The sequence below is a fragment of the Polyangium fumosum genome, from assembly GCF_005144585.1.
In the GTDB taxonomy this organism is placed as follows: Bacteria; Myxococcota_A; Polyangia; order Polyangiales; family Polyangiaceae; genus Polyangium; species Polyangium fumosum.
Genome location: NZ_SSMQ01000016.1, coordinates 175,945 through 190,452, shown reverse-complemented (window position 1 = coordinate 190,452; position 14,508 = coordinate 175,945). Strand labels below are relative to the sequence as shown.

11 protein-coding genes are annotated in these 14,508 nt (G+C 70.0%); 8 read left to right on the top strand and 3 right to left on the bottom strand.

The features are described 5' to 3' along the window. The 3 genes from E8A74_RS17770 to E8A74_RS52395 all read left to right on the top strand — a co-directional run. Positions 1 to 335, top strand: a 335-nt coding sequence (locus tag E8A74_RS17770) for an RNA polymerase sigma factor (RefSeq protein WP_269749877.1), incomplete at its 5' end; no start/stop codon positions are given. Between the two features lie 857 nt (positions 336 to 1,192). Continuing rightward, positions 1,193 to 2,185, top strand: a complete 993-nt coding sequence (locus E8A74_RS17760) for a hypothetical protein (RefSeq protein WP_136930200.1) — start codon at positions 1,193 to 1,195, stop codon at positions 2,183 to 2,185. Then, positions 2,182 to 2,334, top strand: coding sequence for a hypothetical protein (locus tag E8A74_RS52395; protein ID WP_170229207.1), 153 nt, complete (start codon positions 2,182 to 2,184; stop codon positions 2,332 to 2,334). The genes E8A74_RS17760 and E8A74_RS52395 overlap by 4 nt, the downstream gene beginning before the upstream one ends. 157 nt (positions 2,335 to 2,491) lie before the next feature. Here E8A74_RS52395 and E8A74_RS17755 read toward each other — a convergent pair whose 3' ends face one another. Genes E8A74_RS17755 through E8A74_RS52390 form a run of 3 tightly spaced genes read right to left on the bottom strand, consistent with a single transcriptional unit; the run spans position 2,492 to position 6,961 of the window. Continuing rightward, positions 2,492 to 3,643 carry a hypothetical protein gene (locus E8A74_RS17755; protein WP_136930199.1) on the bottom strand — a complete coding sequence of 384 codons (1,152 nt, stop codon included), beginning with the start codon at positions 3,641 to 3,643 and terminating at the stop codon, positions 2,492 to 2,494. A gap of 7 nt (positions 3,644 to 3,650) precedes the next feature. Beyond that, positions 3,651 to 5,522: a hypothetical protein gene (locus E8A74_RS54825; RefSeq protein WP_232379618.1), complete on the bottom strand. Its 1,872-nt coding sequence runs from the start codon at positions 5,520 to 5,522 to the stop codon at positions 3,651 to 3,653. Further along, positions 5,519 to 6,961: a hypothetical protein gene (locus E8A74_RS52390; RefSeq protein WP_170229206.1), complete on the bottom strand. Its 1,443-nt coding sequence runs from the start codon at positions 6,959 to 6,961 to the stop codon at positions 5,519 to 5,521. Before E8A74_RS52390 ends, E8A74_RS54825 begins: the two co-directional genes overlap by 4 nt. Before the next feature lie 813 nt (positions 6,962 to 7,774). Here E8A74_RS52390 and E8A74_RS52385 point away from each other — a divergent pair. From E8A74_RS52385 to E8A74_RS17730, 5 genes are read left to right on the top strand one after another with little or no spacing between them, the layout of a single operon-like run. Beyond that, entirely contained in the window at positions 7,775 to 8,566 is a 792-nt protein-coding gene (locus E8A74_RS52385) for a DUF6261 family protein (protein WP_170229205.1), read from the top strand. A gap of 11 nt (positions 8,567 to 8,577) precedes the next feature. Further along, positions 8,578 to 9,732 (top strand): VWA domain-containing protein, encoded by a 1,155-nt coding sequence (locus tag E8A74_RS52380; RefSeq protein ID WP_170229204.1) that lies wholly within the window; start codon positions 8,578 to 8,580, stop codon positions 9,730 to 9,732. Further along, the gene (locus E8A74_RS17740) at positions 9,729 to 11,138 is read left to right on the top strand and encodes a hypothetical protein (protein WP_136930198.1); all 1,410 of its coding nucleotides are present in this window, start codon (positions 9,729 to 9,731) and stop codon (positions 11,136 to 11,138) included. Before E8A74_RS52380 ends, E8A74_RS17740 begins: the two co-directional genes overlap by 4 nt. Further along, positions 11,135 to 11,467: a hypothetical protein gene (locus E8A74_RS17735; RefSeq protein WP_136930197.1), complete on the top strand. Its 333-nt coding sequence runs from the start codon at positions 11,135 to 11,137 to the stop codon at positions 11,465 to 11,467. Before E8A74_RS17740 ends, E8A74_RS17735 begins: the two co-directional genes overlap by 4 nt. Beyond that, complete coding sequence (locus E8A74_RS17730) at positions 11,464 to 14,502, top strand: DUF4132 domain-containing protein (protein ID WP_136930196.1); 3,039 nt, start codon at positions 11,464 to 11,466, stop codon at positions 14,500 to 14,502. The genes E8A74_RS17735 and E8A74_RS17730 overlap by 4 nt, the downstream gene beginning before the upstream one ends. Positions 14,503 to 14,508 lie beyond the last annotated feature (6 nt).

Genomic DNA, 14,508 nt, shown 5'->3' with positions numbered 1-14,508 from the left:
TGGGGGGCGAGCAAGCGCGGTCTTGGCTCTTCACGGTCGCGCTTTATCGCGCGGCGAACCATCGCAAGCTTGCGCGCAATCGCTGGGAAGCGCTCACGGGCGAGCTCCCCGAACCTCTGGTCCACCCGCGAACGACGCAGGCCTTCGACGCGGCCCGCCTGCTCTGGCGAGCCATCCAGAAGCTCAGCACAAAGCTCGCCGCCGTGCTTTGGGCCTACGAAATCGAAGGCCGCTCGATGCCGCAGATCGCCCGCGCTCTCCGGATCCGCCTGAAGACCGCCTACGCCCGCCTGCACCTCGCCCGAATCCGCCTGGCGCACTGCGCCCCCCTCTAACGCCCCCGCCCCCGCTCCCGCTCCCGCTCCCGCTCCCGCTCCCGCTCCCGCTCCCGCTCCCGCTCCCGCTCCCGCCCCCGCTCCCGCTCCCGCTCCCGCTCCCGCTCCCGCTCCCGCTCCCGCTCCCGTGCGTCGAGGCCCTCTGACGTCGCGGCCTCGGACAAGGGAGCTGAACGCCTCGCCATCGGCTACACGGTGTTTGGCGCGGGCGGAGGTGTCAGTGCCAGAGCTAGACCGTACTACCTCCTGATCTTGATGACGGCACCAGGGTTCGCCCCGAGTCGCGCGCGCCGCGCCCGCGTCCCCGTCGGGGCCTGGTCCTCCGGCTCCTCCTCCGGCCGGGGCGTCGCCGTTTCGGCAGGCTGCTCTTGCTCTGGGGTGTCACTATTCTTCAAGGGCTTCTCGCTGGGGTCTTTTGAATTCATACGGCTACTCCTAGTTCTGTGCCTGTTCAATGGGTTGTCCTATATCTCCACTTTCTAGCCTGAGCTCTGCACCTGGTCATCGCGAGGGCGCAACAGGCCAGCGCGACGACGCCGGCCCCCGACGGCTTGCAACAACAAGGCCAGCGCGACGACGCCGGCCCCCGGCGGCTTGCAACAACAAGGCCGCGCGACGGGGGCTACCGCTACCGCTTCCGGCTCCCACCATCGGTAATGAGCAACCGTGGGGCCCGCTCTCGCAAGATTGCAACGCAGCTCCCGCTGCCAACGCGCGTAGGAAGTGAAGGCGAGTGATCAGGTGAGCCTATGTCAACGAACTTGAATACACAGCCTTTCCGACCCCTTCGCCTCTCAACGCCGTCGGTTCTCGCGCCCGCATTCGCATGGGCGCTGCTCGCGGGGCTGCCCCTCGCGGTGGTGGGCTGCGGCGGCGGCGATACGACCTCTTCGAGCAGCCAGGGCGGCGGGAGCGCGACGACCTCTTCTTCGAGCGGCGAAGGCGGGCACGACGACGGCGGCGTCGCGCCGGCGATCTACCACCATGGCGATATGGTGACCATCCAGGGCGACCTCGGCAGCAACGACGTCACGAAGACCTTCCTCGGCGGAGCCGACGGAATGATCGAGTCAATGTCTCCGGGCCAGAGCATGATGAGCGGCAATGGCTGGACCTTCAACATGCTGGGCGGCCCCAGCTCCGTGAAGGTCGACGCGACGCGCGGCAAGGTGCTGTTCACGCCCGAGGACAGCATGAATTACAACGCCACCCGGCGCTTCGATTCAGGCTTTGCCATCCAGGAGCAGCGGCATTTTTACAAAGCCCACTACGTACGCAACGTGATGTTGCTCGACGGAATGCCGTACCAGAAGAGCTACCAATGGAAGCACGAGCGGGTGAGCTGGGAAAACTCGGTGTCCGACAATGACTGCGAGATCAAGGTGTACAGTTGGTTCGCCGGTGGCGGAGGCGTGATTACCTACGTCAATCGATCGACGACGGACAAGTCCACCTACTACGGCGGAAAGGCCGCCGACAGCAACCGAGACTGGGCTCTGATGGAGATGATGGTCTTCACCGGCACACAAGGGCAAGAGGACGGCAAGCTCATCACCCGCGTGCACAAGAACGGGAAGACGTTGATCAGCCAGAACAAGCAAACAGAGCGCGTCTATGCCGATCCAACCGGCGATTGCGCTACTTCATCGAGCAGAACTACTTCGGCAATTTCGGTCAGGTCGAGGACGGCGTGGACAATCCCCTGCCTCTCCCGGACGTGCGCGAGCTCTACTCGGACGATAGCCGCGTCATCGTCGGCAACACGGCCGAGACGGGCTGGAAACGCGTCGAGCTGCGCGACAGCGTGGACCTCCAGAGCGCCACCCTGCGCGAGGTGCAAGACTGGGTGAGCTGGAACAGGACCATCACCCTGCGCCTGAACGCGGGCGGTTTACCCAAGGGTGAGCACGATCTGTTTCCGGTCGTTATCGACGGCGTCGATTCCGACGGCTGGGATGTCGTGACGCACTCCATGCCCATCCGCGTCGGCGTCGATTGAGGAGCGCTCCTGGCCTCGGAGTCAGCCCTCGCCCAGGCTCGCTTTTTGGCTCCCGCCTCTGCCCCCCTTCCTCAAAAGCGGTACACAAACAGATGCCGCTTGCCGCCCCCGCCCCCGCCCCCGCCCCCGCTCCCGCTCCCGCTCCCGCTCCCGCTCCCTACGTCCGAATCCCCAGCAGAAGCAGCGCATCCGCCCAGAGCTGCCAGAGCGTGCGATAGGGGTGCGTGGCGAGGAGGACGCCGCCGTTCGGGAGGCGGCGGACGTGGTAGGGGGCGTGGTGCTCGATGAAGCGGACATGGTGCCCGGTGTTCGTCTGAACCTCGAGCGTGGGCGCGCCTGCCTCGCGTGCCGCGATCAAGTCGAGCGCGAGTGGTTCCACGCTGCGCCAATCGTCGTCGGGGATCGCGGCCGCCTCGAGGGCCTCGAGGAGAGCGCCCGGCGCGGTCTCCAGCACCGTGAGGACCTGCTCGCGGGTCAGCGCATCGTCTGTCGGAAGAATGACGCGGGGGCCATTCCTCGCGAGGTCCGAGCGTGGTGGGCGCTGGTCTCGAATTTTGCTGGCTTCCGCGTCGAGGACCAGGTGATGGTTTCGCCGTCGCGCGTCGGGCGCGACGCCGACACGGCTGCCGCGTGGGGTCGCGTCGACGCGCGCCGCGAGCGCTTCGAGCGAGAGGCCCGCGGCGCAGTTGACAATGTCGCCATCGTGAAGATGGATCCATGATAAAGCGAGATCTCGGGCGATCTCGCCTGCGAACGCGTGGTAGGTGCCGCTCAGCTCGACAGGCGCGTGCCAATCACCAGGGGAGAGCGCTCCGGTTGTTACGCGTTTGCTCTCGTCCGGCGCGCAGAGGCGGAGCAAGACCTCCTCCGTGTCGGTTTGCACGAACATGGTGTGGATTGCGGCTTCAGCGACGATAGAACGACCTCCGGCCGGGAAGACGATATCCAGGCGCTTGCCGTAAATATCGTCCTCGTCGCCGCGTCCCTCAAGAGGGCCGCAGTTCGGATACCGTCGCCTGAAGGCATCGCCATAGCAGTCGAAGTAAAACGCGGTTCGGCCGCCCGAGGGGAGCTCGACGCCGCAGACCACGAAGACCTGCGTTCCGGCGTCGAAGTTGGCTCGCGCAAGCGTGACGACCTCGTCTACGGAAATATCCTTGCGGTACATCTCGCCCGGCCGCAACACCGAATGAATGGTCACCGCTTTGCGGTACTGGGGAGCTGCGAGCGCGGAGAGGGCCGCCGCGAATGCGTCGACCCTCTCCGCCTCGTCGCACCATGCGTAAAACCAAGGCCCCGAGTCACTCACAGCTCGATCACCCTGATGAAGTTGCTGTAGCCATCGAGAGTGACGCGCTTGTGCCTTCGCCGGGCTTTACCAGGTAGCCTCCCAAGATCGCAAAGTCCCCTTTGAGGTTCGCGCCCTTCGGGATGATGATCTCGATGCGCTCCACATCCCCTGCAAGGTCGAGTTCATCCAACTTTCGCATCGCGTTGGACAACTGCGTTCGGGCGTGGCCGACATCGATCCCACCCTTGCTACCAGCTTTGAGCCGCTTGGCTTCACTCAGTGCCAGCTTGTTGCCCTTCGTAACAGAGAGGAAATCCGGCGCCCTCGAGAGATCATCACCCAGCCCGGGCAGGATGCCCAGCACCTCCCGCACCCCATCATCCCCGACCCCGATCATCGCCCGTCCCTCATCCTGCATCAAGTGCAGTCCCGCTCTCCCCTCGAACTCGTTCGCGATCGGCCCGACCGCCTTCTTGACCGCCCCGTTGAGCGTCTTGTACACCTTCCTCCTGCTCGCCTGCAACGCTTCGAGGAACTCATCGCTGTACCCGACAATCCCCGCCGCGACAATCTTCGCCCCCGGCTTGACCCCGGCCGCCTTGATCCCCGCCCAAGCCTTCGTGATCTGCCCGAACCCAAAACCTACACCCGAAAAGATCCGCTCCTCCGTGGACAGATCCTTCCCCCCGGGCAAACACAGGAGCTTGCCCGTCACCGCCTCACACAAATCGAGCGCCGGCCCTGCATACGGCACGAACCCGATCGCAATGCGCGTCGACGCATGCACCAGCGTCTGCATCACCTCCGCATACGCCGCCGCCCCTTCCCCGACCGTCGACATCGCCCCCGCGAAGGCCCGCACCGTCTCCATGAAGGAGCCCTTCTCCGGCCCGAGCGCGATCGCCTCCCAACCATTGAGGCTCTCCTTCATCTGCTCCGCCATCTCGGCGAAAGCATTCTTCAGGACCCCATCCACCTGCGCCCGGACATCCGGCGGGATCGGCGAATCCAAGAACCAATCCGCCGTATCCATGAACTGCCGCACGTGCTCCGTGACGCGAATCTGCGCCTGCAAGAACGCGCTCGTCTCCGCCTGCGAAACACTCACCCGCGCGGCCAGCGCCTTCTCGATCGCCGCCGTATTCGACCGCCACGCCTTTACATTCGTCACGAAGTCCCCGCGCAGGACCACCTTCCCGCCCTGCACGTCCTGCGACAACGCCTCAATCACGGCATCCGCATACGCCGCATAAGGATCCTTCCCCGGCTCGAACGCCCCCGCCGTGCCCGACACATCGGGCACCTCGACCCACGGCACCTCCGACGACGTCAGCGAATACTCGAACGGATCATCCGGCGAAAACCCGGCCGCCCGCGCCTCCCCCGTCACGAGATCCGCCACCGCGTCCGCCTGCGCGCCGAAATGTTCGAGCAGACTCGCGAACTCGTCCTTCGTGAGCCCGACCTGCGTGCTTCCGCCATACGCGGTCCCATCACGCCGAACGTTGAAGAGCGGCTTTTGGATCCCGAGCGGGACCGAGACGAGCGTCACGAAATTCTGCTGGTGGACGCAGGCGTCGTTGCCCTTGGCGTTCTGGATGCCGAAGGTGAACTCGTTCGTGCCCATGCGCAGCAGCACCGAATCGAACGGCGCTTCCGCCACGTTGCTCTTCGGGCCGTCGGGGATCGACACGTAGGCCCCCGGAACCTCGAACGTCGCGAGCGGCATCCGGTTCGCGTGGAAATACGCACCACCAGGGATGTTCAGCCGGGCATCCTCGCAAGAGTTGCTCTCCTGGAGCATCTCCCAATGAACGCTGTACGGCGTCCCCGCCCGCGCGTGCGCAGGCACGAGAAGCGCGAACACCACGATCCAGAGAATGAGCAACCGGTTCATGTTCCCTCCGCGCCGCGCAACGCGGCATCGTGCAAAACCGCAGCACCCTTCACATCGCCCGCCGCGAACTTCGCCGCCGCTGCGTCGAGGAGCGCGCCACCCACCCCTTGCGCCTTCATCGTCGAGAGCCCCGTCTGGACGAGCCCCGGCAACGTCGTCGCGCGGTACGTCGCCGCCGCCTTGAAATGCGGACGCATCGCCGCGCAGCCAGCCTCGCGCCAGGACGACGAGGGTAGTTCGCAGAGCGGGCGCATCTGCAAGAAGGCTGTGACCTCGTCGTATTGCTTCGCGAGGTACGGGAGCGACAGCTTCACTCCCTCCGGCGCCGCCTTCTCGAACGCGAGCACCTGCGCCTCCGCGCTCTCGCGAAAGGTCGCTTCTGCCTTCGCGATCTTCGCCTCCGCCACTTGTTCCCGCACGGCTTGGCTCTCGTCGAGCAACACGAGCGCTTGCCTGCGCATGGAGATCCCGAACAGAAGCGCCCTCGCCGCCCGATCGCTCCTGGCAATACGCCGATCGACATACCCGAGCATGGCGTGGATCGAGCGCTGCGCCCCGGAGGCCAGGTCCGGATTCGCCGCGCCATGCGTCGTCATGAAATCCGCATGTGGAGCGAGCGTCTCTTGCGACGCGACCTCGAATTGCGTCACCTCCGCCGAGAGCTTCACCGCCCGGAGCGCCATCTCCTGCGGCGCCGCGCTCGCGTCGTGCGCCGCTTGAAGCACACTCGCTTCGATCGCGTCGAGCTCGGTCACTGCCGCCATCGACGCCTTCGCCGCGAGCTTCGCGTACGTAGAAAGCTCCCCGGACTCCGTCTTCCGATACGCGGCGAAGTCCGCTGCGAGATCCGCATAGGCCGCCGACAGCGGCCCGACATCGAGCGTCACTTGATCGAGCACGCCCTGCACGGCGCCCATGGAGAGCTTCTCCGCGGTGATCTCCGCGACGAGCGGGTCCTTTTCGCGGTTCGCCTTCGCCACGAGCGCCGCCTCGAAGCCTCCCACCGCGTCGATCGGCTCTTGTTCCAGCAGCTCCTTTTGCCGGATACGCGCCGACCCGAGCAAGCTACGGAGCCGGCCCTCCATGCTCGCCTTGTACGACTCGGCGCTCCGCTGCTCGCCACGCACGTACCCGAGGGCCCTGTCGATATCCCCAAGCCACCGCTCCATATCGCCAGGACTCGTCACGAGCGCGTCGAGCGTCATCCCCTCCGGACGCTCGGCCCACATCTGAATAGGCAGCGCTCCGCGTGCCGCCGCTCGGCTCCATGCGCCCGCGGGCCCCTCGCCCGACGAGACGCAAAACTCGCCGCCTTCTACGGGCGCGGCGCAAATTCGACCCTGTCCTTCGTCCTCCCCGAACGACCCCAAACACCCAGGCAACACGACGCCCGGCGCCGCGACGACGAGCGCCGCGACGAGGAAATCCCCTCGCCTCATCTGGAAACCCCTCCTGCGATGAGCTGTGGCCTATCTATCCGGAGGACGAACGGGTCGGGCAAGACAAGTCACGAAGCGCTCGGACCTTGTCTGTCCGGGGTCGAGCCTCGCGCGGCATGGTCGCGCACCTCCCCCCTCCCGGGTCGAACCCCCGCCGCCGAGCCTCGCCCCTCCCCCGGGCCTCGCTCGATCCCCAGCCGAGACGCCCGCACCCCTCGTCACGCCCCACCCGAACCTCGACCCATCTGGCCCGTGCCCATCTCCCACGGCCCCCGAACCACGATCCTCCTGGACCGCACCCACCTCCTTTCCTTCTCGATCGCAGACAAAAGTGGACCTGCCTCACCCATCTCCCGACACGCACCTCGCATCGGGTGCTCGCCCCCCGAAGAAGCTTCGCCTCGAACCCGACGAGGGCAGGCCTCCGCCGTCGAAAGACGCGACACGAACCTCGATCGCGGCGGGCTTGCCCCTCTTCCGTCGAATCTCGGACGCCGGCGACGACGGGTGACGGCCTCCTCGGCCCGAGGTCGCTCGGTGAACGTGGCTGGCCGTCGCCCTGCCCGCGCCAGGGTCGCATCACAACCAACGAGGGCATCATCCGCCTCGGCCCGGGTTCCCGCCCCGCGAGGGGTGGCCTTCACCCACTTTCATCCTCGCTCGTGTCGCCAATGCCGACCTTCACGCCCACCCGCGCCCGGGCCTTCGTCGGAGCCCACGAAGGCCCTTGCCTTCCTGACGGACGTCGATGCACCCTTCCCCCCGCGTCAGGCCCATCCCCCCGGGGGATCGACGCCCAGGAGGAACGCCTGCATGGAACCCTTTCTCGTCGCCCTGTTCCGCCTCTACACGTTCTCGACCGGTCGGCGGCTCTTCGCCCTGCACCAGGTGCAAAAACTCGCCCTCACCGCCGGGCACATGGACCTCGTGGGCCACGCAAACGATGCAATCGCCCACGACACAGACACACGCGCGCTGGAGGCGCGATGGGCTGGGCGAAAACAATCAACGTTTTCACCCGAGGCCAAGCAGCTCGACATTTACGTCGACGCCGCCCTCGGCGCCCTCCGCGACGGCGCAGACGCGCAAATCCGCGCCTGCGCGCCAGGCGATCCCATCGCGGAAGCGGCGCTCAAAATGCTCGACGTCCTGTTCCCCAAGGGCGTGGGAGCCATCACGACGCTCGGCTTCGTGGACGAGCTGGCCGAGGTCGACCGCATCCTGAATCGTCTCGAGCAGCCCGATTACAAGGCGCTCGTGACGGAGCTCGGTCTCACGCGGCAGGTCACGCGGCTCAAGAATCTCGAAGGGCAATACCGCGCCGCCATCGAGGGGCCCGGCGGGACCTTGACCTACGCCACGGTGAAGGACGCGCGCGCCAAAGGACAATCCCTCCTTCTCCAGGTCGTGGCGATGATCCTCGGCAAATACCCCTCGGACAACGAGGCAGACATGAAATCACGGGGCGCGCTCCTTTCGCCCATCCTCGTGCAAAACGAGGCCATCCGCCGCTACCTGCGCGACCGCAAGCCCATCGAGGACGTGAACCCGGAGACGGGCGAAATCGAGCAAGCACCGCCGGTGCACGAGACGCAAGCCCCCTGACAGCTCACCCGATGACGGAGGGCGCGGACGAGAAGAAACACGAGGCGGCGCGGCGGCTGCGCCTGCTCTTCGGGCGTTTCGCGGACAGCTCGCTCCAAAGCCCCCTCGAAGGCGACGAGGTGCTCCTGCGGATCGACGAGGATCTTTCGTTCCTCTACGACCGCGCGTTCCGGCGCGGCCCCTCGCAGGGCGCGCGCGGCGCCGGCCTCGGGCCGAGCGTGCTCCGGCCTTCGACGTGGCTCGCGAGCGTGGAGGAGCTTTTCCCCCCCGAAGCGCGCGTGGTGATGGAAGAGGACGCGGCCGCGCGGCATGGGCTCGCGGCGCTGCTCGAAGATCCGGCGGCGCTCGCCTCGGTGACGCCTTCGCCCGCGATCCTCGCGCTCCTCGTGCGGCTGCGCGGGCAGATCCCGGAGGCCTCGCTCCCCGCGGCGCGGCGCCTCATCGAGGAGGCCGTGCGGGATCTCGCGCGCGTGCTCGCCAAGGAGCTCGCCCCTGCGCTCACCGGCTCGTCCGGGCCGCGGCGCCGGACGAACCTGCGCGTCCTCGCGAACCTCGACGCGCGGCGCACGGTGCGCGAGAACCTCCGGCACTACGACCGCGCGCGCGGCGTGCTCGGCGTCGAGCGGCTCGTCTTCCGGCGGCGGCTCGCGCGGCAGTCGCGCATGAGGCTCGTCGTCCTGCTCGATCAGAGCGGCTCGATGGTGGACAGCGTGGTGCAGGCGGCGATCCTCGCGGCGATCTTCGCGTCGGTCCCGTCGATCGATCTGCGCCTCGTCGCGTTCGACACGCACGTGGTGGACATGACGGAGATCGCTGGGGATCCGGTGGAGGTGCTCTTCTCGCTCCAGCTCGGCGGCGGGACGCTCCTCTCGCGGGCCGTGGGCTACGCGGCGACGCTGGTCGCGGAGCCGCGGCGCACGCTCGTCGTGTTGATCTCGGATTTCCGCGAGGGAGGCGCGCTCGGCGCGCTCGTGACGCGGGTGAAGGATCTGCTCGACGCCGGGGTGACGGTGCTCGGGCTCGTGGCCCTCGGCGACAAGGGCGCGGGCGGCTTCGACCGGCGCGTGACCGGGGCGCTCGCGGCGCTCGGCATGCCGATCGGCGCCATGACGCCGCGGGAGCTCGCGGCCTGGGTCGGGCGTCACGTGCGAGGGGGCGAGACGTGACGAGCCGCCGGGAAGCGCCGGCCGGGATGCGTCGCGCGGCGGCGCGGACCGAGCTCGTGGCCACGCCGATGGGCGACTGCGCCGTGCGCATCGGCGGCGCGACGGTCACGTGGCGGGAGGGGCGCGCCCGGTGTGATTGCCCGATGGGGGACGCGCCCGCGTGCCTGCATCGGCTGGTCGCGCGCGGCGACGAAAGGACGCGGGATCTCGGCCGGCGCGCGGCCCCCACGGTGCCGCCGGCCGCCCCGTTCCCCGAGCCCACGAAGGCAGAGCCGCTCCCCGCCGAGGACGCGGCGCGGTTCGCGCCGATCCTGGCCGAGGTGGACGTGCTCCTGGCGGAGGTCGTGACGCTCGGCTTGCGGCGCGCGGCGCGTGTCTCGGCGGATCGGGTGCGTGCGCTCGCCGCGCGCGCGACGGCCATGCGCCCCCGCGCGCGCGGGCCCCGGGATGCGGGGCTCGGCAGGCTCGCGCGGGCCCTCGAGCGGCTCGCGGCGCTCTTGCCGGCGCTCGAGGGCCCGGACGCGGGCGCGGCCGAGGCCGACGCGCTCGGGGCGCTCGCCGTGACGCGGAACCTCGGGCGCGCGCTCCGGGCGAACACGGGCGCGCTTCCGCTCGAAGACATCGCGGGCGCGTCGCAACGCGCGTACGTCGAGGTGCCGCCGATCGAGGTGCAGGGGCTCGGGCTCGAAGCGTGGGTCGCGGCGGGCGGCGTTTCGGGGGTGACGGCGTACGTGGCCGTGCTCGGCGAAGATCGTGTCCTCGCGCGGACGCTGCTCACGAAGGGAAAGCCCGCGCAACCGGCGGATCTTCGCACCTGGGCGGAGGGGCTCGCGGCCGGGCCCGCGTTCGCGCAGAGCGGCATCACGATGCGGGATCTCGCGCGGGGTCGGTTCGCGCTCTCCGGCGCGCGGATCGCGCTCTCGCACGGGCGCCTCTCGGGCAGCCGCGCGACGAGCGTGGCGCTGCGGCCGGCGCTGCCCCTCGAGGACGCCCGCCTCGCGCGGCACGTCCTCGCGGGTCCAAAGGACGCGGCGCGGCTCGCGCGGGGCCTCGACTTCGACGCGCTCGGCCGCCCGCCGCGCTCCTCGCCGATCGTGCTCCTGCCCGTGCAACGTCTGTCCCCGAGCGACTTCGATCACGCGACCCAGGAGCTCTCGCTCCGCCTGCGCGTCTCCGCGGACGTGGAGATCCGGACCGCGCTCTCGTTCCGGGAAGAGCGCGCGCTCCTGTTCGACAACCTCGAAGTGCTGAGCCGCGCCGCGAGGCCGCCGCGTTTCCTCTGCGTCCGCCTCGCCCGCGAAGGAGGCGCGCTCGTGATCGAGCCGATCTCGGCCATGCTCGCCGACGGCACCACGCTCGATCTCACGCTCGACGTCGTGGATCCCACGCTCGAGGTGACGTTGTGATCGCGGAGCGGCTCGCGCGGCAGGCACGCGCGGCGATCGAGGAGCTCGCCGCGGCCGGCGCGCTCGAACGCACGGAACATCGGGCCCTCACGTTCCGTCGGCTCGCGGCGGACGCGCAGGCGATCGGGCTCTTCGACCTCGCGACGCGGCTCGAAGCCGTGGCCCTTTCGCTCGACGCGCAAGCAGGGCTCGGGCCGCGGCCGAACGCGGCGCTCGCCGAGGCGCTGCTCGCGTCGTACGACCGGATCGAAGCGCTCTCCACGAGGCTCGCGCGCTCCGCGCTGCTCGCAGCGTTCGGGGCCGATGACGACGACGAGGAGGCGCCGTGATCGATCCGGCGCACGATCCCGATCCGGAGGCCGTGTTCCTCGTGCGCCTGTGCTCCCTCGTCTCGGCCGTGCGTGTCATCGAGGTGCGCGCGGATGCCTGGCCGGCGCGCCGTGTCGTCGAGCAGCACGAGGGGTACCTCGTCGAGGACGCGCTTCTTTTGCGGAGGGAGCCTCGCCAGGAGGTCCCCTTCCCGCTTCGCCTTCACGGCGAGCGCCCCGAGGACGAGGCCCATCACGAACGCGTGCGCCGCGCGAGCCGGGTGTTCCTCCGCGCCGCGGCGCTCGTGGAGGCGCGCCCTCGCCGCGCGGAGCAGACGTTCCAGGCGCTCGAAGCGCTCTTCGAGGAGATCGGCCCCGACGCCGCGGCCGCGATGTGGCTCGAAGCCGCGCGGGCCTTCCTCGCGCTCGGCGACGAGGAGCACGCGTCCCGCGCGCTCCGCCGCCTCGCCCGGCTCGCGCGGCGCGCGCCCGTCTCCGCGGCGCTCCTCGACGCTGTCGTGTCCTCGCCCCGCCACGGAACGCTCCTGCCGAGCGAGCTCGTGGACGTCGCGGCCGAGCGCGCAGGGCCCGACGCGGGGTTGTCGCTGCGCCTCGGCGTGTTGCGGCGTCGGCTCGAAGCCGGCCGCGACGTGCCCCCGGGGACGATGGCGGCGCTGACGAACGCGGCGCGGGCCGCAGCGGATCCCGTCACGGCCGCGGCCCGGATCGACGCGGCCCTCCTCGGTTGTTTTGGCCTCCTGGGCACGTGGGCGCCCGCGGGCGAGGCCTCGCTCGTGCGCGCGCGGCTCCAGGCGCTCTGGATGCACGCGCATGCGTCGGGGGACCACGGCCTCCGCGTGCGCAAGGACCTCGCCGCCGCGCTCCGCGCCACGCTTGGCGACCTCGACGCGGCGCACCTCGCCGCCGTGCTCGACGTGCTCGTCCCTGCGAGCCCGAGCGACGACACGTCGCTCCTCGTCGACGTCACGCGGGGCCTGCTCGGCGCGCTCGCGCGTGAGAACGATTCGTCCGCCGAGACCACGTGCATGCGAGCCCTGCTTCACCTCGCCGACATCGCCCCGGCGAACCTCTACGTTCGCGCGGACGAGATCGGCCGTGCCCTCGCGGACGCCTTCAACAAGCCCGCGTCGCGCCCGCTGCTCGCCGCGCTCCTCGCCGATCTCGATGCCGCCGCAGGCCATGTGGATCCTTCCCGCCTGCTCTCCGAAGCGCTCGATCGAGGCGCAGGCGCCCGCCTCGCGCCGGCCGAGGCGGACCCGCCCCCACGCTCGGGCACACGCACGGACCGCGTCCGCGCCCTCGCGCGATGGCTGCCCGCGCCGCTCGTCACCACGACCCTCGCCGCGCTCGCCGCATCCACCGAGGAGGTTGCGTCGGCAGCGGTCGCCGCCGCGCCTGCCCTCGCCTTCGTCTGGGCGCTCCGCCTCGTCGGCCTCGCGCAGGACGAGCGCACCGCCCCCGATCTCGCCGAGGACACGCTCTCCCTCGCCGAAGCCCTCACCGAGCGCCTCGACCCTCGTCTCGTCACGCCGAGCGCCGTCGCCGCCGCGGATCCAACCCTCCACCTCGCGCACCCCGATCCTGCCGCGCTCCTCCGCGGCGTCGCCCTCACGCGCGCTTCCCTCGCCGATCGTGGCGCCCTCCGCCCCGAGCGCTGGCCCGCACCCGCGCTCCCCGGCCTCTCCGATCCACGGGACGCACGGTTCGTCCTCCTCGCGTGGTCGCTCGCGACGCTCGACGCGCGCGAGGCCGGCACCCATCACCTCACCTTCGCGCGGATCGCCGACGCGACGCCCCTCGTGCGCGCCGGCGCCGGCCGCCTCTCGCCCTCGCCGCTCGCCTTGCGGGGTGTCTCTTCCTCGCTCGCGCGCCTCACCACGACGAACCTGCTCCGCATCCCCACCGCGGACGAGCCCTCCCTCCGCGACGTCGTCCTCCTCTGCGCCCCGCGTGATCTCGCCGAAGCATTCGCCCGCGACGTCGGCGTCTCCCCGCGCCTGCTCGCCGAGGCCCCTGCACCCGTGCCGACGAGCCTCGATCCCGCATCGCCCCTCGTCCCTCGTGATCTCCCCCTCCCCGACCTCGATCCCGCGCGCCCGCTCGCCGCCCTCTTCCCGCGACGAACCTCCCGCGCGCCCGCGCTCGTCCCCGCGCGTGATCCCGCGCTGCCGCTCTCGCCCGTCGTCGCCGGCCACGTCGTCTCCATCGGGCCCCGCGGCGAGCTCGTCGTCACCCCCGAAGGCGCCTCGTCCCCGCTCCGCCGCGTCCCTTCGGCCGTACGCAAAGACGAACGTTACCGCGCGCTCGTCCGCGGCCGCCGCGCCGAACGCGCTCGCAGGTACGAGGCCACGCGGCTCCTCGAAGACCGCATGATCAGCGCCACGCCCCTCCGCGCAGACGAGCTCGCGTGGCTCCTCGACGATCCGCTCCACGCCTCGCTCCTCGGGCACCTCGTCGTCACCACGCGCCCCCGCGATCCCGGGCCTCCGCGTGATCTCGCGCTCCTCTGGTCCTGGGAGCGCGCGCGGGGCCTCGGCGTCGTCCCGCTCGACTACGACGCGCGCTGGATCGGCTGGACCGACGTCGAGATCGTCCACCCGGCCCGCTTGCCCGACGTGACCCCGTGGCGCGCGCTGCTCGACGATCTCGGCGTCAAACAGGCGCTCCCCCAGCTCTTCCGGGATCTGCGCGGCGTCCCCGACGAAGAGCTCGACAGCACCGAGAGCCACGTCCTCGCGCGTCGCCTCGTCGACGCCGCCGCCCTCCGGCGCGCGCTCGCGGACGAGGGCTTTTGCACCGGGCCGGGGCTCGCCACACGTACGTTCGTGCATCCACCGTCCGACCCAAACGTCTCGGCGTGGTTCGATCCCGGCCGTCCGCCCTGGCCACGCGACGCCGCGTACTCGGGCGCCTTTGGCTTTTGCGATCCGAACGGCGTCGCTCTCCCGTTCTCCTCCGTCCCAAGGCCTCTCGTTTGTGAGGCGCGGGCCAGCATCGACCGCGCCCTTGCGCGCGCCGCGCCGCGCGCGAGATAGTCTTGG